The organism is Rhodococcus sp. 05-2256-B1, assembly GCF_002258465.1.
Lineage (GTDB): Bacteria > Actinomycetota > Actinomycetes > Mycobacteriales > Mycobacteriaceae > Rhodococcoides > Rhodococcoides fascians.
On sequence record NZ_NOZA01000017.1, the window covers coordinates 97,944 to 123,906 of the forward strand.

The window sequence follows — 25,963 nt, forward strand, 5'->3', positions numbered from 1 at the left end:
TGAAGGTCATCGCGTCCCCGCGAGGCGGTGCCGTCTGCGCCGTCGGGGCGATCCGTGGGACGCCGGCGTCCGGGCATGCGTCTCTGCGTTCCGAATCGGTGTGGTCGCCGTCAGTGCGAGGAAGACCCAGGGGAATGCAAACCAAATCACGCTGGTCACGGATGTGCAGATCGCCAATCCCAGAAACAGGGGAAGGGCGTGCGCTTTGTCTCGGGCGGCCAGGAACAGTGCGACGGCGAAGACGGCGAAGAAGGCCGAGCCCACGAAGCCCACGTCGTACAGAAGTGACAGCCACATCGAGCTGAGATACGCGGGGCCGGTATTGGTCGGGTCGACGGGGTTGAACTGCGAGAACGTGTTCAGTCCGGTTCCGAACGACGACGCGCCCCAGCCGCGTGCGGCAATCTGATCGATCGCGTTGTTCCACAGTTGGACGCGGTAGGCACCGGTCCCGCTCTGTGTGTCGATCACGTGGACCACGCGCCACAGAAACGTGTCCTCGTCACCCACGCGGTAATACACGTCCTGCAGGTAGAAGGCGACGAGGGTGAACGCGGCCACCGCCGAGACTACGGCTGTGGGATAACGCTTGACGCAACGGAACAAGACGCAGACGGCGAGGAGCGCAAGGGCAATCCAGGCCGATCTGGTGGACGTCAGTATCAGTGCGATGGTGATCGGGATTGTCATCACCAGAACGTGTTTCGTCACGGCCGGTGTACCGGCGAAGTAGTAGACGATGCCCAGCCATCCGAAGCACAAGCAGCCCATGATGTTGTACTCGAAGGCCAGGCCGTCGATGCGGGTACTCGGATCGAGTACGAAGGCAGCGATGCTCACGACGCAGATGAACCCGAGAATGGTTGTGCCGGAACGGACGATGAACCTCAGGTCGAGGGCCGACGTGACCAGTGGAACCACCGCGACGAGCGCGACTAGCAGCTGGATGGCCATGCGCAGGCTCGCTCCGGGGTCGAGAGCGAAGACCATGCTCGACGCGAGTCCGACTGCGATGAGCCCGACCCCGCCGAGGACGAGACCCGGACCGAGTGAGTTGCCGACGCTCGCGGACGGGTTCCGCCGTACATGGGCGTGCAGGGCGAGCAGGAACAACGGTGTTGCGAAGTACTCGGGACGAATGCTCAGCCCTGCGACCGTCACCTGAACACCGTTGGAGCACAACGCGAAGAAGAAGACGCACCATGCCCATTCCATGCTTCTCAAGGATCCGACAGCGAGGACAGCAGCAATCGCCGCAGCAAGCGCGATCGAGGCCATCGTGGGAACGGCCAGCGCCAGGTACACGACGACGGAGGCAGCGCAGACGAGTCCTGTCATTTCTGCAGAGGATGGGCCTGCTTTGCGGCCTACTCGCCCGGTGAGGAACATCGGGTCAGTGCCGGTTGGTGCGCACGGGTGCCGATTGCGTCGGCGGTGTCGGCACTCGACCGGGCTCGAAGTCGTAACCGTACTGATCTCGTCCGCGTCCCGTTGCCGGGACCATCGACATGACCACACCGAGCAACGAGGCACCCACGTTCTCGAGGTTGGCCGCAGCTCGGGTCAATTCCTCGCGGCGGGTGTATCCGTACCGCGTGACCAGGATGGTGCCGTCGCATTGCGTGGCGAGAGTGGCGGCGTCGGTGACCGGCAACAGGGGAGGCGAATCCACCACCACGTAGTCGAAGGCCCGCCCCAGATCGCGCAGAAGTGATTGGGCGGTGGAGCTTCCCAGCAATTCGCTCGGATTGGGCGGGGCCGGGCCCGAACCCAGCGCCCACAGATCGGTGTGGCCGGTTGTCTGCACCACCTCGTCGAGACCGGCGTCGTGTGCGAGCACGGAACTGACACCTACCGAGCCGACGATGCCGAGGTAGTCGGCAATGTGTGGCCGTCGCAGGTCGGCATCGACAAGGACGACCCGGTTGCCGGATTCCGCGAGCGAGAGTGCAAGGTTGACGGCAGTGGTCGATTTACCCTCGCCCGCAATGCAACTGGTGACCAGCAGTATGCGGGGCGGATTGTCGACCGAAAGGAATTTGAGGTTCATCCGCAGTTGACGGAACGCCTCGGCGATGGGCGCGGTGGACGAACCGAAGTCGATGGGAGGGGTGTCACGGATCTTCTTGTCCAACGGGATTGACCCGATGAGCACGCTGTCGGTCAGCGCCTGGAGTTCGTCGGGTTCCTTGACGGTGTTGTCCATCCTGTCGCGAACCAGTGCGCCCGCGATGCCGACCAGAAGTCCGAGGACGAATCCGAGTGCAACGTTGCGGACCTTTTTGGGCGAGACCGGCGTGGTCGATGCCTCCGCGGTCTCGGCCACGGTCACCGCAGCGCTGGCCGTGCCCCCGTCGACAGGCTTCTCCAGTTCGCCCACCAGCGTGGGGAACAGCTCGCCGATGGCGTTGGCGATGTCGCGGGCCTGAGCCGGGGACGAATCGACAACGGACGCGTCGAGTAGAACCGAATTGGGTTTGGCCGTGGCGGTGATGCGGTCGGTCAGTTCGTCCGGACTCATGGGCAGCCCGAGCTGGTCGACGACACGACGAGCCAACTCCCGGCCGGTGAGCAACTCGGTGTACGAGACGACTCGCTGCTGCGACGCCAAGTTGTTTTGGTACACGTCGCTGGACGACACCGCCGTCGTCGTGACGAAGAATTGCGTGGTCGATTGATACATCGGTGTGGACACGAGCGAGATCACGACAGCAATGAGGGTGCCGACGATGGTCGTGGCCGCGATGACGAGCCACCTCGCGCGCAACGCGGCAGCGTACCGGCGAACTGTCATTCGCATCTCTCCCTCGAACTGCAGACCCTCGAACTTCGGTGTTGTGTGCCGAGCGATCAGGGAACGGTGCGTCGCCAGAATGCGCCGGAACCGTCGATGTCGATGATCTCGTCCTGAATCGAGTAAGCCCGGCGGTAGTCCCGGACAGCTTGTCCGGCCTGAGAGGAATGACTTCCATAGTCGTCCACGATGCAGAACCCGCCCGGTGAGAGCTTGGGGTACAACGACTCCAGAGCTTGAATCGTCGACTCGTACATGTCGCCGTCGAGTCGCATCAGCGCCAGCGCATCGATCGGTGCGGTCGGAAGCGTGTCCTTGAACCACCCCACGAGAAATTGCACTCGCTCGTCCAGAAGGCCGTATCGCTCGAAGTTGTGCTGCACCGTGCGGGGGCCCACCGCGAGGCCGCCGAGTTGATGGTTGCGATCGCCCGCGTCGGCGGGATACCGGGTGGCGTCCGGGGGCGGGAGTCCCTCGAACGAATCCGCAACCCATACGGTCCGACTCCGGTCACCCCAGGCGACCAAGTTCGCCTTCATGAAAATCGATGCGCCGCCGCGCCATACGCCGGTCTCGATCAGATCGCCGGGGACCCCGTCCGAGACGATCGTTGCGACGCACTCCTCGATGTTGGTCATCCGGCGCAGACCGATCATGGACTCCGCCCGGGACGGCCAGTCGAGGCCGGATTCTCGCTCGCGCTCGTCGTACGGTTTCTTGATCGCAATCTCGACACCGAATCGGCCGGCCACATGGGCGAAGGAGCTCGCCAATCGTTTGGGTAGCGATGGGTTTCCCTGCCACCGAACGCCGCCCAGCACCGAATCGTTGTCTTCCGCCAGAGCGCCCGTCAAAGCGCGTTTGACCGTGTTCAGATAAAGACCTCTCACCAAGTCGATATCGGTGACTTCCGTCGTCATTGGCAAACCATAGCAACGCATTACGTGACTCGTCGGGTGCAAGAACGATATTCGTGGCGGGACAATTCAGGTCGGTAGCAACGCTTCTTGCATTCTGGGAATCAGGTATTCGCCGTATTGTCGGGTGATGTGACCGGTATCCCAGCTGATTACTATGCCGGATACGACCAATGGGCACGTGTTGCGATAGCAGAACCAGGAACGAGTGTCGATCAACGTGGCTCCCGTTTGTTGTGCGGCTGCCTCGTCGGCGCTGCGTTTGGTCAGCCAGTTCTCGGAAATGCTGCTGACGCAATTGGATGGAACGGCCAGCCTGCCCGCGCATTCCGTGGCGGCCTTGCCGAGTGGGTTCGGGGTGAGGATCACGACGGCGGCATCGCTGGGCGCGATCCGCTCGATGATCGCGGTGCGCGCGGCTGTCCACGCCTGCGCCGAGCCCTTGTTGTCCACCATGGCCTGGATTCCGTATTCCATATCCACCATCACCACCATGCTGGGCCGGGCGGTATTGATCTGATCGACCATCTCGTCGCGGCTGGAGTTGCATCGATCGGTGGACTGCTCGTCCACGCCGATGGTCACGTCGGAGGCGACGAACGGGCAGTTGTTGAGTCCCATGCCGTGCACCCGAAAGCCGTTGGGAATCAACGCTCCGACGATGGCGGGCAGCCAGGAAGCCGAGAAGGAGTCGCCGACGACGATCGCAGAACGAGGCGCGTCGGGAGGTCCGTAATTGCACACATCGAGGCTCAGTTCCGGGGGATCCAAGCACCCGGCCTCCGGGCTCATCTCGACCGGCTTACCGCTCTCGACGTCGTCGAGCGGGGGAGTTGTGACCGGAAAGGACGTGGCACCGAGCGACTCCACGATGGCGGCCTCGAGCGGGTCGCGGTCCTCTTCGACGGATGCTGCGGCGAGAACCGGGGCGGGCCCGCTCGCGGGTAGCACGACGGACGGCTGATTGAACAGGGCGACCAGGAGAAAGACCATGACTGCCCCCAGCGCGGCTACGAACACGCGTTGACCGTCGTGACTGTCGCTCGCAACGGAGCGGTGCCCGGGGCGTCTCGATCGGGGAGCCAGGAAGTCCGAGTCGAGGACGGCTTTCTCCACCAGGTGGTAGGACGCCACGGATAGCAGAGCGGTGCACACGATGACGGTGACGTAGTACGTGATGCCCACATTCATGACGGTGAGGAGAAGCACGACGAGCGGCCAGTGCCACAGATACAACGAGTACGAGATGGCACCGATGTACACCACGGGTCGTAGCCGAAGCGGTTTCGTCACCGCCAGGCCGGTGGATCCGATACCCGCTGCGATCACCAGACACGTGGCCACGACGGGGACGACGCCGTAGGGCGCAGGGATGGTGTACGTGACCTCGAAGGTGAACTCGGAATAGAAGATTCCGACGAGGCCGGTGACCGCCATGGCGGACCGGAGCCACACGGGCATCCGGTGGAAGATCGGCGCAATGGATGCGAGCAACGCCCCGGCTGCCAGTTGCCACACCCGGCTGAAGGTGGAGAAGTAGGCCGCGGTGGGGCTGGCAACGCTCTCGTCCATGGCCCAGAGGAACGACACCGCAATCGCGACCACAGCGAATCCGCCGACGAACGGCCGCAGCGGCAGGTTCTTTCGCCATCTCGTAGCGATGAAGAGCAGGCCGACCATGAGTAGAGGCCACACCACGTAGAACTGTTCCTCGACGGCGAGAGACCAGTAGTGCTGCAACGGAGAGTGCGGCAACGCCGTCTGAAAGTAGTCCGTCCCGATCGAGATCAAATGCCAATTCATCATGAACGCTGCCGACCACCACGTATCGACCACGATCGCCTCGAACCTGCTGGTGACAACCAGTACGTACGACGCGGTCAGAGTTGCGCCCAAGACCAGTAGTGCAAGGGGCAGGATCCGGCGGGCACGTCTGCGATAGAAGTTCGCTATGGACACCCGGCCGTAGCGCATTCCCTCTCGCAGTAGCAGGCTCGTGATGAGGAACCCGGAAATGACGAAGAACATGTCCACGCCGACGTATCCTCCTTCGGGCCAACGAACGACGTGATGCAAAATCGCGAACGTCACAGCGATCATCCGCAAACCCTGAATGTCGAGCAGGAATCCGAAGTCGTTGGACTTGCCGGGAATACTGGGTGGCGTTGAAACAGCCGGCAGTCGGCCGGCTTTCCTTTCGTGCAGTGACATCTGCAGTCCTCGAGGCATGTGCGTGACTTCCGGAAAACCCCGGTCGGTGAAGCGAATACTAGCCGGATTCGGAGCTTTGGTAAGCGAACACGGAAACCGTCAACGATCCGAACGGCGGTTAGAAGGCTGTATGCCTTCAGGGTGGTCCAGCGAATGGCCCGCTAACCTTCATGTTGGTTGTTTCTTGCCGTCGACTGATGATGCCCATCTGGTTCATGTTGTGCGACAGAGTAGTTCGTCAAGCTCATAGCGTCCGAACGGGGTGCCGATCCTGGCGTGGACGGTTACCGTGAGCGCACCGAATTGCGTTCTAAGGAGTGCAAGATGCTGCACGCGTTGATCGACACCATCTACTGGAAGCTGCGTCGGAGGCGGATGCCCGACGACATTCCTTCTACGGCCTTGTTGACCTTCGTGGTCGATCGAGTCGGTCAGGCGCTCCGGGGGCAACTGCTGGGTCTGCCCTATTTGAGGGGACCGGCACTGCACTTTCGGGGCCGCGGCGTGAAGGTGCGCAACGCAGCCAAACTGCGCGTGGGCACCGCCGTGGTATTCGCCGACGGCGTGGCCATCGACGCGCACTCGGCACACGGAATCACGTTCGGCGACAGGACCACTGTGGGTCGTGGGTCGTCGATCAACGGATCGGGGGTCATCTCGGAACCCGGTGTCGGTGTCGTGATAGGCGAGGGTGTCGCGGTGGGGATGTACAACGTGATCTGGGGTCAGGGCGGGATCACCATCGGGGACAACGCCATGATCGGGCCCCATGTGTCGATCTTCAGTGAGGATCACGGTTTCGCCGACATGTCGGTACCCATGAACAGGCAGGGTTACCTCCGGAGCCCGACCGTCATCGGAGCGGACACGTGGATCGGGGCGGGCTGCGTGATCACCCGCGGGGTCACTATCGGTGAAGGCGCTATCGTCGGCTCCGGTTCGGTGGTCACCAAAGACGTTGCGCCCTACACGATCGTAGGAGGCGTGCCGGCCCGTTTGATCAAGGCCCGCGAACACACCGCCACATGACTCGACCCGAGGTCTCGGTTCTGATCGTCACCTACAACAGTGCGCACGTCATATCTGCATGCCTCGACGCGCTCGAAGCGGGGCACGGACGGGACGGCGAGCTGGAAATCATCGTGTACGACAACGCCTCGACGGATCAGACGGTGCCACTGATCGAGCGGAATTGGCCGGCCGTGCGCGTGATCGCGGGCGAGCGCAACCTCGGATTCGCCAAGGGTGTCAACAGAGCTGCGGAAGCAGCCACCGGCCGGAACATCATGCTGCTCAATCCCGATGCCGTCATCGCCGCCGCGGACGTACTGGTTCTGGCCAGGACGGTGCCGTCGACCCACGGCGGGATCGTCGCGCCCGTCATCCATACCGGCGGCGTGCGCGTGATGGCAGCCGGCCGAATGCCCACGATCTGGGCGATGGCCAGTCACTATTTCGGGATCTCCCGGCTCTCGCGGGGCCGGACGCGGTTGCAGGGGCACTATTTGCTGCCCTCGGACGTCGGGGAGGGCGTGGTCTCCACCGACTGGGTAACCGGTGCCTGTCTGATGGTCGATTCCGAAACGTGGTGGCGAGTCGGCGGATTGACCGAGCGGTGGTTCATGTACGCCGAGGACATCGAATTCTGCTGGCGCGTAGGCCGCGCAGGGGGCGTGGTGTTGATCCAGCCGCTCGCACATGCGCAACATCTGGTGGGCAGCAGCAACGGTGCGCCGGAGGCAGGCACCAACTCCGCCTGGGTGCTCAATCTTTACGAGTTCTACCGCGCAGACCTTGCCGAGTCGCGCCTGCAGCGAATCGTGTGGGCGCTCGTGGTGGGATGTGGTCTACGGTTCCGGGCCGTCGTCTTCCTGTTGCAGTCTCTGTTGCATCGATCGGCCGAATTGCATGGCGCAGCCGGAGATTTCACTCGTCACTCCAACGCGGTGTTCCGGGCACTGACGGCGTCCGCCGACGACAGGTGGTCGCGCAGCGCACGGTCGTAATCGGCACAGACTCGTTCCCAGGTGTAGTGGTCGTGAGCACGGCGGATCGATTCTGTGCTCAGCTCCTGTTGTAGTTCGCTGTCGTCCAGCACGGTTTCGAGTCCGGCGCTGATGCACCGCGGATCCGGGTCGACGAACACCGCTCCGTCGCCGAGAACCTCACGGTTGTAGACGGTGTCGCGTGCGACCACCGGCGCACCGCAGGCCATGGCTTGAACCAACGCAGGGTTGGTTCCTCCCACGCTGTGCCCGTGGAAGTACGCACCGGCGTTCTCCCATAATGAGAACAGCATGTCGTCGTCACTGATGTGCCCGTACCACCGCACGTTGTTCTGTCGGGCGGCTATATCGGCCACCCGTTCCTCCAGGGCACCGCCGTACCCTGACGAACCGACGATCACCACTTGCCAACGCTCGCAGAGTGTTTCGATGGCGTCCAAGAACGGTCCGATGGTGTTCTCGGGAACAAAGCGAGCCACCATCAGAATGTACTTCCGGCGCGCGAGACCGTCGGGCGGATCGTCTCCGGTTCGAGGATCGCCGCCGTACGGAATGAATACACCAACCCGGCCGGAGAGTTCCTCCCATCGAATACCCAGCGCCCTGGAGTCGTAGATGAGAGTGGTCGCGTATCGCGCTGTCGCACGGCCGCCGATGGCGAAGATCGCCTTGGCTATGCGTCCCCACTTCTCCCGTTCCCACTCGATTCCGTCGACATTGACCAACGTGGGGATTTTGCGAAGCCGAAGCAACGGCAACCAGAAGCCGTTTGCCACGTTCATCACCAGTGCCGCATCGGGTTTCGTCGCCACCGCATGGATCGACGACGTGGCCCCGTACGTGATGGTGCTGGCCGACTTGCTGTCGATGCCAGGGGTCACCACGGAACGCACACGGGGATCCATGTCGATCGGGTTGGTGCTCAGCGCCTTTTCACGGCCGTACACAACCACGTTCCAGCCGTGATCGGCCAGGTAGGGGGCCAGATGTCGGACCAAGGTTTCGAAACCGCCGTAGAAACTCGGGTATCCCCGTGTGCCGATGATGGCGACCGTACGAGTCATAGTGCTCCCACTGAGCGTCGACATACCAGTGCGCTCGTCGAATCGCTGACATTCGACATAGCAATTTGAAAGGGATGTTATACACGCGGCAACGCTTTTGTCCGTCCAACTGGTGAAGACGAAACATTGCGTGCACAAACCGATTTCGCGAACTCGGTGTCGGTTTTGAAAGATACTTCTTAACAGAATCAATTCTGTCTAGTTGGCAGTTTTGCGAGCCCGGAAGTTTCTTTGTGGTTCTTTCGAGGGACCCGCGGTTTGTTCCAGCGTGCCGGGGTTCCTCGAAGGTGAAGGACGGCCGCCCTAGCTGTTCGCGCAGTAGCGCCGTGGTCTACGGGGCCTGGCGTCATCGCTCTGGCGGTTGCGGAGGCGGCCGCCGTGGCGAGGGCAGATCTAGAGGCTTCAGCGAGCAATAAGGTGCGGCTGGCCGGGGACCGGGCTGTCTCGCAGCTCGAACAAGAGTGATGCACGGACTTGAGTGTCGAGAATCACCCTGACTTGGGCCGGGCTGGCAAAGCTCTTTATCGTTCCTGCTCTAGCCGGGGCGGACGCTGTCAGCGCTCCAACTCCGTTTGTGTTTCTGGAGTCGAAATTGGGAACCTAGATTGTCGTGACACATCACAACAGGGAATTCGCCGGGTAAATCTCGTGAATCAAACGAATGAGTGACAGGGTCCAGGGGCGATACTGATCCGGTGCACGGCGATCGAATACTTATGTAACGATTGAGCCACACAGTAGCCCGTTGCGGGGTTGTACGAACGGACGAGGAGCTCGAAGCATGGAGATACAGGATTATCTGAAAATCCTGAAGGCGAGATGGATCATCATCGCCGTAACCGTGGTCGTAGCGATCCTTGGTGCCCTAGGTGCGTCCCTGCTCACGACGCCGCTCTACGAGTCGAGTGCGAGAATGTTTGTCTCAACGTCCGGAGGAACATCGGTCAACGAGGCATACCAGGGCAACTTGTTCTCGCAGCAACGCGTTGCCTCGTACTCAGAACTGGTGACCAGTGAGGCGCTGGCAACCCGGGTTCTGGCTGTACTGCCGCTGAATCTGACTCCATCGCAGTTGGCAGCGAAGGTGAAGGCATCGTCTACGCCTGACACCGTGTTATTCGACATCACCGTCACTGATGCGTCCCCTTCGACAGCACGCGATATCGCGAACGCGATGGCGTCCGAATTGACCACGCAGGTCGAAGAGTTGGAGACACCCGCAAACGGCGGGAGTCCATCCGCCGGGGTCAAGACTTTCCAGCAGGCGGATGCTTCGTCCGCTCCGGTAAGCCCAAAGACCAAGCGCAACCTCGCCCTAGGTGCTGCGGTGGGTTTGTTGCTCGGCATTGCGCTGGCGGTGTTGCGGGACCGGTTGGACAACACGATCAAGAACCGGCGTGAGATCGAGTCGATCTCCGGCAAGGCGCTCGTTGGAACAATTCCTTTCGACAAAGAACGCAAGTTGCACCCGGCAATCGACTTCCAAGATCTGACCCAGTCGGCCAGTGCCGAGGCGTTTCGCGAGCTTCGCACCAACTTGCAGTTCCTCGAGGTCGACCATCCACCACGAGTCATCGTCGTCACCAGTGCGATTCCCAGTGAAGGTAAGACGACCACCGCGGTGAATCTCGCTGTGGCGCTGGCAGAAGCAGGCCACCACGTGGCTCTCGTGGAAGGCGATCTGCGTCGTCCGCGGGTCTCGAAATACATGGGTCTGATCGGCTCGGTCGGACTGAGTACCGTCCTCGCCGGCCAAGCAACGGTCGAGGAGGTGCTGCAGCCGACCAAGTTTGAGGGTCTGCAGGCTATGGCCTCGGGCCCCATCCCGCCGAACCCGTCCGAGCTGTTGGGTTCGGAGGCCTCGCGTGCTCTGTTGGTCGAGCTCCGTTCGCGGTTCGACTACGTGATCGTCGACGGTGCGCCGTTGCTCCCCGTGACCGACTCGGCCGTCCTCACCACCCATGCTGACGGTGCCCTGCTCGTCACGCGTTACGGACACACGAAGTCCAACGAACTCGCGCGAGCCATCAGTAACCTCGAGACCATCGGTGCACATGTTCTCGGTGTGGTGCTGGCGTTGACCCCGTCGAAGAAGGGGGATCTGTACAGCTACTCGTACAACTACACCGCAGACACCAACCTGCCGCGTCAGGTAGTGCCCCCGGTACCCGCACCGGCACCGGCACCGGCACCCCAAGGTCCGGTACAGCACCCGACGCCGGCCGCTGCACCCACTCCGCCGCAGGCTGCCGCGGCATACCCCGGATCGGCTCAGCCTGCGCCTTCGGCACCTACTGAGACTGCACGCACGGCCGCCAGCGCGGCTCCGTACGCACGGGCACGCCGGCCTGAGGTGCACACCGACCCGTCGACGAACGGCACGGACCACCCCCGTTTCGGCAAGTAGCCCCCGAGGCGGCCGGGGCTTGTCACGATCGCCCTGAGCTAGGTTTGGCCGAGCTAACTGCGCTTAATGCTTGTGCGCTGGCACTCGGAGTCGCCTGCGCGACCGGGTCCCCGTGAACTCCGGCTTTTGTATCCTGCACGCCGCAGCCGATGCCGCCGCTCTTTTTGGGTGGAGGATCGTCGTCTACGTCTATCGAGCTGCAAAGCCGAGCTGACTCCGCTCTCGCCGTGCGACGCCCAGCGCCCACGGCGAGAGCGGAGTGAACAGTAGTATCAGCCCGGTAAGCCAGGGCACTGTCACCGACAACGCGAACGCAGTCCACGATCCTGTCGGCGGCGTCGACAGCACCCATAGGATGACCGGGTGTGTCAGCACTACCATCAGCCCGCAAACCGCAACCGTCGTGATTGCAGATTGAGCACGATCGGACAGCAACGGAATTGTTGCTTCCGCGACCAGAACCATCCCAACGCTAACCGCCACTGCGATGAGGACACTGGCGACAGGGGTGCCGAACTGCGCGTTCTTCAGCGACAGCGAGGCGGTCATTCCGAAGCCTGACAGTAGGAGACCTACGGCAATCATTGCGACACCGACGATCGCGCCCGCTCGAATACGGTTCCTGACAGCGCGGAATGCGACACCAGCGAGAACGAAGACAACGCAGGCTAGGCCGGTTCCGGCGGCGAGTGGAATGCCCTTAAAGAATGCGGGCGCGAGATACGCGGCGGCGAGGATCACCGTGGCTGCGCTCCATTGCCCCCACATCGGTAGCCGTTGCATGCATCGTAAACCAACAGCGCCGAAGAAGAGTGCGGTTGCAAACCAAAACGCGGTGAACGGTCGAACTGCGTAGGAGCCGCCTAGAACAATTTGGAATACGTCCGAGGCGAGACGGCTGGTTCCCGACTCTGAAACGGAGCGGGCTAAGAAAAGCAGTCCGATTGTGGTGAGCCAGAAAAGGTATGGGCGCAGGAGCGTAAGCGACCGCTTCCGAACCTCCTCGCTCACTGAGCGCCGTGCTGTCCAGAAGTAACCGGTCAGCACAAAGAAGACCGGAACCTGCCAAGAGTAAATGAGTCGCTGAAACATTTCTGTTTCCCAGACGTGGCCGACGATGACGGCGACGATTCCGATGATCCTTACAGCGTCGATTGCGGCCGAGCGGTTGTTTGTCCTCATGTTCGAGCATCATGCCGCAGTAGTTGCGATCTTCGCCTACTTGCCGGGGCCAGCTTCAGCTGGGTCTGCGGATCCTCACAACCTCATTCCATCGTTTTGTCTGGCGACAACAGAAGAGTGCAGGTAGCGAATGGCGCTACCGAGTTGTCGTTCTCGCCAATCCACAAGCCTGGATCGTCAACGACTGTCAATCAGAGCCTGCTGATGCCTGGTGAGCGCAAGCCGTGATCAAAGATCCGGCTGGGGAGGAGTTCTCCCGACGAGAACTTATCTTTGTGCTCGCGAACAAGGACGGCGAAGCGCACTTTGATGACTTTGAGCAGCGCGTCGAGCCCTTTGCGAAGCTGAAAACGACGGGACCCAAGACTGGTTCGGTGGGTCTACCCACGCCGAGCTCCTGCCTCTGTCACCATATTTGACGCAGTCTGGAATATCTGTGATGTAGTGTTCCTCGCCGGTTCGGGGAGGACCAACTCGTGAGTTACTACTTGAGCAAAGTTCCAGATCCGGGTTCATAACGCGAGTTGTAAGGCCGTTTTGTGCGCGCATCGCAGGGTTTGTTGCCGACGGCGGGTTCATTTGATCGAATGAACCTTTGATTCGATGTCGGCGCACAGCAGCTCGAGCGACCAGATTGTAGGAACGAACTACGCCACGATCAGCACTGCGGAACGTCGATGCTCACGGTTGGCTGATCGACCAGGGGCTGCACGGGCACCGTCGCCTCACCCGGAGCCGAGGGCTCCTCGAGCTCCCAGGTGACCGTCTGCGACTTACCCGGCGGGATGGTCAGATACGCGGCCTGGACGGGGCGACCCAATTCGGTGCCGGCCTGGATGGAGAATCCGGAAACACCGTTCACCTTCATGGACGTGATTTTTGCGCCCTGAGTGCCGTACAGATACACGATCGACTCGTTGGTGCCGTAGGGGACGTTGGGCTGAAATGTGCTCGCCACGTAAGACGTCAGGCCGTTCGGATCCACATTGTTGGTCAGTGTCGCCGTCACTGTCGACTTACGGGTCCCGGCGGTGCATGATTCGGCCGAATATTTGATATCGCGGGCCAGGTAGTAATCGAGCTTGTTACCACCGGCATTGTTGACCACCACGTTGGCATAGGGAGCCGGGCTGTCCGGCAACACGTGACCCACCTTGGTGCCGGCCAGAATTGCCTGCTCGGCCGGATCTGCGCTCCACACCGAGATGCGACCCTCACTGCCGGCGCGGCCCACCGCGTCGAGCAAAGATCTGGTGGGGGCAGCGCCCGTCGTCATCTTCTGCACCACCGCAGACGCGATCTGTTGTAGATATGCCTTCCGCGCCAGTTGATCGTCGCCGAATCTCGAATACGCGGTGCTGAGGGTGATTTCGACGACGTTGTCTGTCGTGATCTGCTCACCGTCGGCCAGCGTGACCGGGCCGGTAGCTCCGAGGATGTAGCTCAGCGCAATCGGATCGGTGGCGATGACACCGTTGAGCACCTCACCGGTCTGCTCGGTCCACATGGACGACCAGATCTGGCCTGCATACGGAAAGTGTGGGCTCGCATTGGAATTGCGGTAGTCAATTGTAGGTCGTCGAGGTGCCCACAGCGCGTTGTATTCGGGTCCGAGATTTATGGGCTGCTTCGCGAACTGCAGGTCGTTGTTGTTGCCAAGAGTGTCGACGCGGGCAGCGCCGTTCTCGGCCCGAATGATTCCAAAGCCACCGAGCAGGCCGCCGGTGCCGCGGGCCTCCGCGTTGGTCTGGAACGCGAGAAAGTAACTCCGCGGGCCGTTGTCGCCGAGCATGGACGGCAACAGCTGACTGGCGATGCGGGTATTGGTGAGCAGGCCTGCGAGGTCGTGTGTTTGATCGATCAACGACGTACGTGCATCGCTCACGACACTGAGGAATGCAGGCTCGTCCACCTGCTGGGCTTGCAGGCTCAATTCCTCGGCTGCGGCGGCAGTCTGCTCCAGCACAGGTTGTGCGTCCCGTAGAGCGGCGGTATCGACCTTGCCGCCACCTTCGACGAGGCTGCTCGGATTCAGGCTTTCGCCCGCCGTCGATGCGGGAGTGAGGACGTCCACGGCCAAGCCGCGCACCACATCGGTGATCTGAGCTACCGATTTCAGCGGACTACCAAGGTAAGGAACGGCTTTCGCTATCGAAAACGGGATGGACGTCGTTGCCGACACCGCGTCGTCCGCCGATTCCGAAGCCCGAGCGGCCGCGGCCTCGGCACCGGCCGCATCACCGTCGAGCAGAGCATCTTTCGCCTGCGTGGCGGAGTCGCGCGTCGCGTTCAGACTGGACTGCGCGGTGTAGGCCTCGTAGCCCAGCCACACCAGAAATGCGACGAGGACGACCAGCAACACCCCTACCGTCAAGAGAATCGGCCGCTTCTTGCCGGATCGAGAACCACGAACATCGGTGGAACTGGTCGCCATTGTCGGTGGCCTCTCGGTCATAGGAAGTCGGTCGAGTGCATAGCCTAAAGGGGAGCGGTGGTTCCGGCGTACCTGTCGTTCGATCCGGGTAGAGCATTCACAATGGGTCGACTAGGTTTGTCACGGGCGATGTAGATCGACGTTGCTGGGCGGCACGTCAGCCGAAAATTCACGCCGTCGAAGCATATGCGTTGAGGAGGTCATCGAGTGTCGCCAGAGGTTGGTGAGCTGTTCGAGGATGGCCGCTTCCCTTTGTCCGCTGCTCAGATGAATATCTATCTCGCCCAGCAGCTGGCACCGGACGTACCGTTCACCATCGCCCAATACGTCGAAATTCGCGGCGATATCGATCCGGCCGTACTGATCCGAGCCACGGACATCGCGTGCAGGCAACTCGAGTCGCCCGCAGTGCGGATCGGGCTGCACGACGGGCATCCGTATCAGTGGCGAGACCTCCGGGTGCCGTACGCGATGATCTATCGCGATTTCCGAGACCGCGAGAATCCCGTCGAGGATGCTCAGCGCTACATGGACGAGCAGTATCGTCGCCCCGTCGATTTGGTTCACGATCAGTTGATCGCCTCCGAGATCATTCAGGTGAACGATGGGCACTACTACTGGTACAGCCGCGCCCACCACATCGTCATGGACGGACTCGGCGCGATTTCCGTCCAGGAACGCACCGCGGCGGTGTACACCGCGTTGAGCGAGGGCACCGAGATCCCCAAGACGCGTGCTTTCGGCGTGCGCGAGATCTACGACTACGAGGCTGCCTACCCCAACTCCTCTCGCTACGACACCGATCGCCAGTACTGGCTCGGCCGACTCGACGGACACCTCGACGCACCCCGGCTGGCCGGCAACACGTACACGCGTGCGGCACCGAGCGGCGTGACGGTGAGTGTGGGTGCCGTGCTGGACGCAGACCTCACCGAAGCCGTGGCGGCCGTGGCACATCGGTACAACAGCTCCGATGTTCCCGTCGTGCTCGCTACGTTCGCGCTGTATCTCGCGCGCATGACCGACACCGACGACGTGATGCTCAGCCTCCCGGTATCGGGCCGAGCCACCACCAAACTGCGGGAATCCTCCGGAATGATGTCCAACGTCGTGCCCCTGCGCATCGGCGTCGAACAGGGCGTGACCGTCGAAGAACTCCTCCGACGCATTCAGGTGGAACTCACCGGCGCGCTGCGCCACCAGCGATTCCGCGTCGAGGACATGCAGCGCGAGACCGGCGACGGCACCGGCAGCGCCGCCGCCGGACGCGGAGTGTTCGGCCCCACGGTCAACATCATGATGTACAACAGCACAATTCGGCTCGGCGACGTCATCGGCGAATACCGCGTGCTCTCCAGCGGCCCCATCGACGACATGATGGTCAACGTCTACCCCGGAGTCGCCGGCACCAGCACCCGCGTCGACTTCCTCGGCAATCCGGCCCTCTACTCCACCGATGAGCTCGCAGCCCATCACCGTCGGTTCCTGGCTCTGCTGCGTGCAGTGGTCAATGCCCCTGAGGGCCTTGCCGTATCGAAACTGGATGTGCTCGGCTCCGAGGCTGAATCAGCGTTGCTGACTGCACGTCCAGCGGACACGGTGTCGCCAAGGCCGTTGCCGGCGCTGCTGCGACGTGGGACGGTGGTGCGTGCCGCGGGTGTCGACCAGTCCAGTGAGGACTTCGCCAGGGTCGCAGAACACATTGCTGCCCAACTGGTCTCGCTGGGTGCGGGCATCGAGAAGCGCATCGCCGTGGCGATGGAACGCTCCTACGAATCGCTGCTCGCCTCGTGGTCGGTGTCCACGGCCGGAGCCTCGTTCGTTCCGCTCGACCCCACCGAGCCCACCGAGCGGCTGGCCACGGTGCTGGCCGGCGCAGACATCGAGTTCGGTATCACCACCAAGGATGTGCTGGAACAACTTCCGAGCACCATCGAGTGGTTCGATATCGAGGATCTACTCGACGCGAACGAGCGCGCGCTGGTGCCGCCGGCGCTGCACGTCGACAACGAGGCCTACGTCATCCACACGTCGGGATCGACCGGAAAACCCAAGGCCGTCAGCGTCACTCATCGCGGCCTGGCGCAACTGGCCGACAGCGTCGTCGAGCGATATGCCGTCACCGCCGACTCACGAGTGCTGCACCTGGCCTCGCCCGTGTTCGACGCCTCCATCCAGGAAATTCTTGCTGCCTTCGCGGCGGGTGCCACCCTGGTGATCGCCCCAGCCGATGTCTACGCCGGGCCTGCGCTCGCCGCGTTCCTAGCCAGCGAGAAGATCACGCATCTGATCACCTCGCCGACGGTGCTGGCGACACTCGACCCGGAAGATCTGCACTCCATCGAGGTCTTCGACGTCGGCGGCGAAGAGTGCCCACCCACATTGCGGGACCGGTTCGCCACTGCTGAACGAACGATGTTCGACGCCTACGGCCCCACCGAGACAACGGTATTGGCGACGCTGTCTGCCCCGATGGTCGTCGGTGAGCGCGTCACCATCGGCTCACCGCTGCCGGGTGTTCGCGCGCTGGTACTGGATTCGCACCTGCGGCCCACGCCCCACGGAGGCGTCGGCGAGCTGTATCTCGGCGGCGACGGACTCGCCCGCGGATACGACGGCCAACCCGGTTCGACGGCGACGCGGTTCGTTGCCGACCCGGGCGTGGCGGGTGCGCGGCTGTACCGGACGGGCGACATCGTCCGGTGGTTGTTCGACGGGTCGTCGCTCGAATACCTGGGCCGCTCCGACCATCAGATCCAATTGCACGGGCGTCGGCTCGAACTCGGCGAGATCGAAGCCGCAGCAACCTCATTCGCTGGAGTGACCGCGGCCGTGGCCGTCGTTCGCGACGACCGACTGGCCCTGTACGTCACCGGTACCTCCGACGGGCTCGACAGCCACCTGCGGAACCGGCTGCCGACGTGGATGATTCCTCGCCACATCGTCGTTCTGGACGCACTGCCGATGACGGCGGGCGGCAAGGTCGACCGCCGGGCACTGCCGGCCCCCACCGAGCCGACGGACACCGAGTACGTGCGGCCGCAGACCGAGACCGAACGCGCTGTCGCCGCAGCGTTCGCCGACGTCCTCGGCGTCGAGGAGGTGGGGCGTGAGCACTCCTTCTTCGAGCTCGGCGGTGATTCGCTGAGCGCCACCCGAGTTCTCGCTCGCCTCGGCTCGGGAGTCTCGCTCACCGCATTGTTCGCCGACCCCACCGTCCGCGCCGTCGCGGCCGCCATCGATTCCTCGGCCGAGCGTGAAGTCTCGCTCGACCTGCTCGATACCGTTCTGCCTGAGCATGTCCCGCTGTCGTACGCGCAGCAGCGCCTGTGGTTCCTCAATCAGTTCGACCCCACATCGCCCGCGTACAACATGCCCATCGCCATCCGGGTCGCAGCGTGTAGCGATGCGTCACTGGTTCTGACGGCACTGCGCGACGTCGCCGAACGACACGAAGCGCTGCGCACCTACTACCCGGACGACGGCGACGGTCCACGGCAGGTGGTGCGGCCCACCGACACCGTGCTGGTCGATGTACCGGCCCGCACTGTGCCCGAGCATCATCTCGACGACGCCGTCGCGGCTATTGCCGGGCAGGGATTCGACGTCGCTGCCGACGTGCCCATCCGGGCAGCGCTGATGAGCGTGGAGGAGTCCGGCGACACGGTGGTCGTCGTGGCAGTGCACCACATCTCGATGGACGGATGGTCCCTCGACCCACTCGTACGCGACTTCGCGTTCGCCCACGCATCACGCACGGCCGGTCACGCCCCGACATGGCCACGCCTACGTGCGCAGTACAGCCAGTACTCGGTGTGGAACCGGGCATCGGTGGATGCGGTTGCCGACGAACAGCTCTCGTTCTGGACCTCGGTGCTGGGGGAGCGCGACACCGCGTTGGCGGAATTGCCGTCCGACTTCCCCCGGCCCGCCGTGCAATCGATGACCACCGACGCGGTTCCGTTAGAGATCGGGCCGGACCTGCATGCGGGAATCCGTGAGCTGGCGCGGTCGAACAACGCAACCACGTTCATGGTGGTCCATGCCGCGGTGGCTGCGGCCCTGAGTCGATTCGGCACGTCGAACCGTGTGGTGGTCGGATCGCCGACGGCCGGGCGAGGCCACGAAGCCCTCGACGAGATGGTCGGAATGTTCGTCGGAACACTCCCTCTCGCAGTCACAGTGGACCCGGCCGGCAGTTTCGCCGACCTGCTGGATGCCGTCCGTTCCGCAGACCTCGACGCCTTTTCTCACTCGGACGTGCCGTTCGAGCGCATCGTCGACGCCGTGACCACCGATCGATCGCTGGACCGGCACCCGCTGTTCCAGGTGATGCTGGCATTCGACAACGCACCGCACCGATCGGTCGACGACCTGCCGTTCTCGGTGCTGGAGATACCCACTCGCACCTCCGAGTTCGACCTCAATCTCGTGCTGGAGGAATCCTGCGCCGGACATGCCGAGTCGGCCGGTCTCGTGGGGCAGATCGAATATGCGCTGGATCTGTATCAGCGGGCCACCGTCGAACAGTTCGCATCCGCGGTGACGGCAATCCTGCATGCGGCGGTGTCGGACTCCGCTTTCGTCGTCGGCAACCTCGCTCTCGCCGATGCGCCGACGCAGCCGGCCGAATCCGACACCGGCACGCTCCTCGACGTGTTGGTCGGTGGCACAGCAGATTCGGTGGCGATCGATGGCCTGGAATCGTTGACGTACTCCGACCTCGATCGCCGATCCAACCGGATCGCACGACTGTTGATCGCCCACGGTGTGGGGCCGGAAACCCTTGTCGCGTTGTCCCTCGAACGTTCGGCCGAGTACATCGTGGCGCTGTGGTCCGTGGTGAAGGCCGGCGGAGCATTCGTACCGGTGGATCCCCGCTACCCGGAGGCCCGTCGGGAGCAAATGCTGGGGCCCATCGAAATCGGCTTCGGCGGAACGGAACCGGGTGTGCGGTGGGTCGAGGAGAGCCACGCACAGACGTTCAGCGACGCGCCACTGACCGACGACGAGCGACTGGCGACGCTCGAACCCGCGCACCCGGCGTACGTGATCCACACGTCGGGTTCGACCGGCACACCCAAGCCCGTCGTCGTGACGCATCAGGGTGTGTATTCACTGGCACAGCAGGTGGTGTCGCGCTACGGAGTCGAAGCGACGTCCAGGGTGCTGCACGGATACTCGGTGAACTTCGATGCCGCGGTGCTCGAGCTCGTCCTCGCATTCGGGGCCGGAGCGACCATGGTGATCGCCCCGCGTGACCTACTCGGCGGTGAGGAGATGGCAGCCTTCCTCGCTGAGCACCGGGTGACTCACTACCTGTCCACGCCCGCGGTTCTCGCGATGGTGCCGCCGGTGGACGCCGTCGAGACCGTCGCCGTCGGCGGAGACGTGCTCGATGCCGGAGTCGTCGACGCGTGGTCGCCCGGACGGTCGATGCTCAACGCTTACGGACCCAGCGAAGCCACGGTGGTGGCCACTCTGGCCGAGTCGCTGCGCGCCGGAGAGCCCGTCACGATCGGCCGCCCGTTGGACCACGTCGGAGCCTTCGTGCTCGACGACCGATTGCGGCCGGTGCCGCTCGGAGGCGTTGGAGAGCTGTATCTCGCGGGGTCCGGAGTAGCTCGCGGCTACCGAGCCGATCCGGCGTCGACTGCCGCGCGCTTCGTCGCAACCGACGGCGGTGCCCGGATGTACCGGACCGGCGATCTTGTTCGACGTGAACTCTCGCGACTGCTCGACTACCGCGGTCGGCGCGACGAACAGGTGCAGATCAACGGTGTGCGCATCGAACTGGGCGACATCGAGAGTGCGCTGACGGCACATCCCGGCGTCAGTGCAGCAACAGCACTCGTGGTCGACAACAGAATTCACGCCTGGGTGGTGGGAATCAGCGAGTTCGACGCGGCCCAGTGGCTCCTGGACCGGCTGCCGCTGTCGATGCAGCCGGCCGTCATCACGTCGATCGATCGTCTTCCGTTGACCAGCAATGGAAAAGTGGACAAGGCCGCTTTGCTTCCGGCGGTGCCGTCGGACTCCGAGACGGGGGCCGGACGCACGTTGACGCAGGACGTCATTCTCGGAATCTTCGCCGACACGTTGGGAATCGACGTGCCGGCCGTCGACAGCAATTTCTTCGTCCTCGGGGGAGACTCCCTCGCGGCCACCCGCGTCGCCACGCGCATCAGTGCGGTGCTCGGCGTTCGGGTTCCGGCGCGGACGGTGTTCGAGGCCCCCACCGCGACGCAGCTCGCGTCGGCGATCGAGTTGTTGTCCGACAACTACACCGCGCTCCCTGCGCTGGTCCACCGCGCGGATGCGCGCTCCTACTCCGGCCTCGCGCCGGCCGAGCGACGCATTTGGCTGCAGAATCGATACGACCCGACATCGGCGGCATACAACATCGCCTTCGAGGTGACGCTTCCGGAAGGCCTCGACCTCGAGGTGCTACGCGCGGCGGTTGCCGATGTGCTGGAACGCCATACGCCGCTCCGAACGGTGTACCCGTCGACGGGCGACGGGCCCGTTACCGTTGTCCTCGATCCGCAGATCGTGCTCTCGACACTGGACGACGCCCATGCGGGTATCGGCGGGGTGGCGCAGCAGGGCTTCGACCTGACCGTCGAGGCACCGCTGCGACTGATGCTTGCGCAACGTCGCGGTGAGCGCGTGCTGACCGTCGTCGCCCACCACATCGCGGTCGACGGCCTGTCGCTACGCCCATTGAGCCGCGACATCGAGACGGCTCTGCTGTCTCGAACGGCCGGAGCTACACCGCAGTTCACTCCACTCGCCGTCGACTATCCGGACTACCGCGTGTGGCAACGCGACGTCCTGGACGCGGTCGCCTCCGACCAACTCGACTTCTGGCGTCGCACCCTGGCCGGCCTGCCGGAATTCCTCGACCTGCCCACCGGCACTCCTGACGCCGAGCAGGAGGCGTCGGGAGTCCAGTTTGCCGTCGACGCAGACACTCTCGCGAGTCTGCGGTCGCTCGCGCATCGACTGGGCGCGACGGTCTTCGTCGTCGTCCACGCGGCGCTGGCCGCGGTACTCGCCGAGTCCAGCGGCACGCGGGACATCGCCATCGGAACCCCAGTATCGGGTCGAGCAGATCCGGCGCTCGACCACCTCGTCGGCATGTTCGTCGGCACCGTCGTCCTGCGGACCGACGTCGATCCGGCGACGACGTTCGAGGACTTCGTCACCGACGTGCGCAATCGAGACCTCGATGCCTTCGCGAACTCGGACGTCCCGTTCGAGTGGGTGGTGGACGCGGTGCAACCCACCCGCGCCGTCGACACGCACCCACTGTTCCAGGTGCTTCTGGCTTTCGGTGATATCAGCACGCCCACGATCGAATTGGGCCCGAGCGCCGTCAGCCCGCGACGGGTGGACATCACGGCGACACAATTCGATCTGGAATTTGTCGTCGAAGAATCCGAAGCCGGGCTGCTGGGCACTCTCGCGTACTCCGCCGACCGGTTCTCCCGGGCGGTCGTCACCGGACTCGCGGAACGTCTGACCACGGTGTTGCACACGGTCGCCGCGGCACCGGACCTTCGGCTCGGCAGCGCAGAATTCGGTCAGGGTGGATCGGCGGTCGTGTCCCGCCGAGACGGTACGGCCGATCAGTCCACACTGGCGCAAGTATTCGTGCGGGCGGCGAGTAGCTGGCCCGACAACATCGCGGTGGTCGACGATGCACGATCGGTGACCTACGGCGAGCTGGACAGGCAATCGAATGCACTGGCCGACAACCTCGTCCGGGCCGGAGTCGAGCCGGGATCTCTGGTGGCGATCGCCCTGCCACGGTCTATCGAGTACCTCACCGCGATCTGGGCCGTGGCCAAGACCGGTGCCGGATTCCTCCCGATCGACCCGTCTCAGCCCGCCGCGCGAGTACGGGAGATTCTCGACCGCGCGGCCCCCGCGACGGGAATTGCGTCCGTGGACTTCCACTCGGCCGGAAGCGACTGGCTGACGGTCGATGGTGACGAGCTCGACCACTTCCAGATACGCGCAGTCCCCGTCGACAGCACGGCGTACGTCGTCTACACCTCGGGATCGACCGGGGCACCCAAGGGCGTGCGGGTGACGCACCGCGGCATCGCGAATCTTGTTCAGAGCCAACGAGACCTGTTCGACGTCAAGCCGACATCCCGCGTGCTGCAGTTCGCGTCACCGAGTTTCGACGCGTCGATCTTCGAGACCCTGATGGCCGTCGGCACCGGTGCGAGCGTGGTGATCGTGCCGCCCGACGTGCATGGAGGGCGTGAGCTCGAAGCACTCATCGACCGGCACCAGGTGACCCACGCCTGCCTCACGCCGACCGTGCTGCAGGTGACGGATTCCGCGGCCCTGCCTTCCCTCCGGGTGGTCGTCATGGCCGGCGAGGCCGCCAATTCTGCACTGCTGCAGCGATGGTCGCAGGATCGCTCGGTGTTCAACGCGTACGGGCCCACCGAGGGAACCGTAATGAGCACCTGCACCACGCATCAGCGAGACTGGGCAGCAGCTGCGGTGACCATCGGCGAACCGACCCTCGGATTCGACACGGTGGTTCTCGATGCCCGTCTGCGACCGGTGGGCACCGACGTCGTGGGGGAGCTGTACCTGGGCGGGGCCGGTCTGGCCGAAGGGTACGTGGGCGACGCTGCGTTGACGTCGAGCAGCTTCGTCGCCAATCCCTTCGGTGACGGCAGGCTCTATCGCACCGGCGATCTGGTGCGGTGGGTGGCGCGCGAGACCGGACGCGAACTCGAATATCTGGGCCGAGTCGATTCACAGGTGAAGATCCGCGGCCATCGCGTCGAACTCGCCGAGGTCGAGGCGGCACTGCTGCGTCACCCCACCGTGCGTCAAGCCAGCGTGATCGGGCATGCGAACTCCTTGGCTGCCTATGTGGTGGGTGCGGTCGAACCGCGAGAGACTCGCGACTTCCTGGCGCGAACGGTGCCCGCCTACATGGTGCCCAGCACCGTGACCGTCGTGGATGCACTGCCGATGACGTTGTCGGGCAAGGTCGATACGAGCAGGCTGCCCGAGCCCGCAGTGATGTCGACCGAACGACGCGCGCCGGTCTCGTCCACCGAAGTACTCGTACACACCGTGTTCTCCGACGTGCTGCACATCGCTGGCGAGGACATCGGTATCGACGACAATTTCTTCGACCTCGGTGGGCATTCCCTCTCGGCGGTGCAGGTGATGGACGCCCTCGGCGACAAACTGAGCCGTCGAATCCCGATCAGTGCATTGCTCGAGCACCCGACGATCACGGCATTGGCCGCGCGCCTCGACATGGACGATGGGGATGCCGAATCGAGTGGCGCGTTCGACGTGCTGCTGCCGCTGCGGACCGACGGCGTGGGCGCACCCCTGTTCTGTGTGCACCCGGCCATCGGAATCGCCTGGAGCTACCTCTCTTTGCTCGGGGAGACGGACCGCCCGGTGTACGGGCTGCAGGATCCGGGCATCTCGAACCGTGACGCTGCGCCGTCGTCGATCGAGGAGTTCGCTTTCGCTTACGTGCGAATGATTCGAGATGTTCAGCCTCACGGGCCGTACCACCTGCTGGGGTGGTCGCTCGGCGGCGTGATCGCGCACGCGGTGGCCGTGCAGTTGCAGTCGGAAGGCGAGGACGTCGCGCTGTTGGCCCTCGTCGATGCGCAACTTTCCGCACCCGACGACGCCGAGGAATTCGGCGTCGACGATCTGGCTCGTCAGCTCGGGGTCGAGGCGGCGTCCTTCGAGGACATCGTTGCCGAATTACGGAGTACGCGAACCGAACTGGCATTCCTCACCGAGGACGATCTACGCGCCATGTATCGGCCGGTTGTCTCTGCGCCCAGCTGGGTCGCGTCGTACGAGCCGGCGGTGTACGCGGGCGATGTTCACTACTTCGCTGCTCGTGGCTCGGACGGCGCGAAGCACTGGACGGGCCTCGTCGACGGGCGGATCTCGGTGACAGAGGTCGATGTGGAACACGAAGACATGCTGGGCGAGCAGGGTGCCCGTGCACTAGGCCGAGTGATCGGCGCCGATGCTGTGGGGAAGGGTGTGGCGTGATGAACCAACAACTGGAGCCGTTCGTCGACGATGTGCGGGCGCATTACGACCTGTCGGACGATTTCTTCGCGCTGTTCCTCGATCCGAGCATGACGTACAGCTGCGCCTACTTCGAGCGTGACGACATGACGTTGGAGGAAGCGCAGACGGCCAAGATCGACCTGGCGCTGGGCAAGCTCGATCTGAAGCCGGGCATGACTTTGCTCGACATCGGTTGTGGCTGGGGAGCTCTCGTCAAACGAGCGGTGGAGAAGTACGACGTCAACGTCATCGGTCTGACGTTGAGCCGAAACCAGTACGACCGTGGCCGCGCGCTCGTCGCCGACATCCCGACCGAACGCAACGTCGACATCCGGTTGCAGGGTTGGGAGGAATTCGACGAACCCGTCGATCGGATCGTCAGCATCGGCGCGTTCGAGCACTTCAGACGTCAGCGGTACTCGGCGTTCTTCGCGAAGTGCCGCTCGGTGTTGCAGCCCGGTGGTCGAATGTTGTTGCACACCATCGTCATCACGCCGCCCGATCCGGCCTCCGGTGCGGGCGGGCTGACGCGCGAGGATGCGCACTTCTCCCGCTTCATCCTGCGTGACATCTTTCCCGGCGGGCAGTTGACGTTGGTCAAGGTGGTGAAGGCGAAAGCGGCCGAGGCGGGATTCGAGTTGCTCCGCGAGCATGCACTGGGACCGCACTATGCACGCACACTCGACACGTGGGCCGAGAAGCTGATCGCATCCAAGGACGAGGCCATCGCACTGTCGTCGGAAGCGACCTACGACAAATACGTGCAGTACCTCACCGGGTCGTCGGAGCGATTCAAGAACTCACGCATCAACGTTGTGCAGTTCACCCTCGAAGCCGGGGACACGCCTGCCGAGTGATG

At 63.5% G+C, this 25,963-nt stretch carries 12 protein-coding genes; 5 read left to right on the plus strand and 7 right to left on the minus strand.

What is annotated here, in order from left to right; translation table 11 throughout:
* Nucleotides 1-6 precede the first annotated feature (6 nt).
* From CH285_RS08720 to CH285_RS08735, 4 genes are all read right to left on the minus strand, one after another.
* A complete protein-coding gene (locus CH285_RS08720) occupies nucleotides 7-1,338 on the minus strand; it encodes an O-antigen ligase family protein (protein WP_176458434.1) in 1,332 nt (443 codons plus the stop codon).
* Between the two features lie 55 nt (nucleotides 1,339-1,393).
* Complete coding sequence (locus CH285_RS08725) at nucleotides 1,394-2,794, minus strand: polysaccharide biosynthesis tyrosine autokinase (protein ID WP_176458435.1); 1,401 nt, start codon at nucleotides 2,792-2,794, stop codon at nucleotides 1,394-1,396.
* Between the two features lie 56 nt (nucleotides 2,795-2,850).
* Entirely contained in the window at nucleotides 2,851-3,714 is an 864-nt protein-coding gene (locus CH285_RS08730; RefSeq protein WP_094643356.1) for a TylF/MycF/NovP-related O-methyltransferase, read from the minus strand.
* 66 nt (nucleotides 3,715-3,780) lie between these two features.
* Complete coding sequence (locus CH285_RS08735; RefSeq protein ID WP_176458436.1) at nucleotides 3,781-5,922, minus strand: acyltransferase family protein; 2,142 nt, start codon at nucleotides 5,920-5,922, stop codon at nucleotides 3,781-3,783.
* Nucleotides 5,923-6,246: 324 nt separating this feature from the next.
* On the opposite strand from CH285_RS08735, the gene CH285_RS08740 reads away from it, so the two are divergent.
* Together CH285_RS08740 and CH285_RS08745 are read left to right on the plus strand one after the other, a co-directional pair.
* Entirely contained in the window at nucleotides 6,247-6,951 is a 705-nt protein-coding gene (locus CH285_RS08740; RefSeq protein ID WP_141214921.1) for an acyltransferase, read from the plus strand.
* Nucleotides 6,948-7,928 (plus strand): glycosyltransferase family 2 protein, encoded by a 981-nt coding sequence (locus CH285_RS08745; protein ID WP_094643359.1) that lies wholly within the window; start codon nucleotides 6,948-6,950, stop codon nucleotides 7,926-7,928. The genes CH285_RS08740 and CH285_RS08745 overlap by 4 nt, the downstream gene beginning before the upstream one ends.
* On the opposite strand, the gene CH285_RS08750 is transcribed toward CH285_RS08745, so the two are convergent.
* The gene (locus tag CH285_RS08750) at nucleotides 7,856-8,992 is read right to left on the minus strand and encodes a glycosyltransferase (protein ID WP_094643360.1); all 1,137 of its coding nucleotides are present in this window, start codon (nucleotides 8,990-8,992) and stop codon (nucleotides 7,856-7,858) included. The genes CH285_RS08745 and CH285_RS08750 overlap by 73 nt on opposite strands.
* 781 nt (nucleotides 8,993-9,773) lie before the next feature.
* On the opposite strand from CH285_RS08750, the gene CH285_RS08755 reads away from it, so the two are divergent.
* Nucleotides 9,774-11,399: a polysaccharide biosynthesis tyrosine autokinase gene (locus CH285_RS08755; protein ID WP_094643361.1), complete on the plus strand. Its 1,626-nt coding sequence runs from the start codon at nucleotides 9,774-9,776 to the stop codon at nucleotides 11,397-11,399.
* Between the two features lie 189 nt (nucleotides 11,400-11,588).
* On the opposite strand, the gene CH285_RS08760 is transcribed toward CH285_RS08755, so the two are convergent.
* Nucleotides 11,589-12,581, minus strand: a complete 993-nt coding sequence (locus tag CH285_RS08760; protein ID WP_094643362.1) for an acyltransferase family protein — start codon at nucleotides 12,579-12,581, stop codon at nucleotides 11,589-11,591.
* 658 nt (nucleotides 12,582-13,239) lie between these two features.
* Nucleotides 13,240-15,015, minus strand: coding sequence for a DUF4012 domain-containing protein (locus CH285_RS08765; RefSeq protein WP_094643363.1), 1,776 nt, complete (start codon nucleotides 15,013-15,015; stop codon nucleotides 13,240-13,242).
* A gap of 207 nt (nucleotides 15,016-15,222) precedes the next feature.
* Between CH285_RS08765 and CH285_RS08770 the strand changes: the two genes are divergently transcribed.
* On the plus strand, nucleotides 15,223-25,083 hold the full coding sequence (locus tag CH285_RS08770) for a non-ribosomal peptide synthetase (protein WP_094643364.1): 9,861 nt from the start codon (nucleotides 15,223-15,225) through the stop codon (nucleotides 25,081-25,083).
* Entirely contained in the window at nucleotides 25,083-25,961 is an 879-nt protein-coding gene (locus CH285_RS08775) for a cyclopropane mycolic acid synthase family methyltransferase (RefSeq protein WP_094643365.1), read from the plus strand. The genes CH285_RS08770 and CH285_RS08775 overlap by 1 nt, the downstream gene beginning before the upstream one ends.
* Nucleotides 25,962-25,963: the final 2 nt, after the last annotated feature.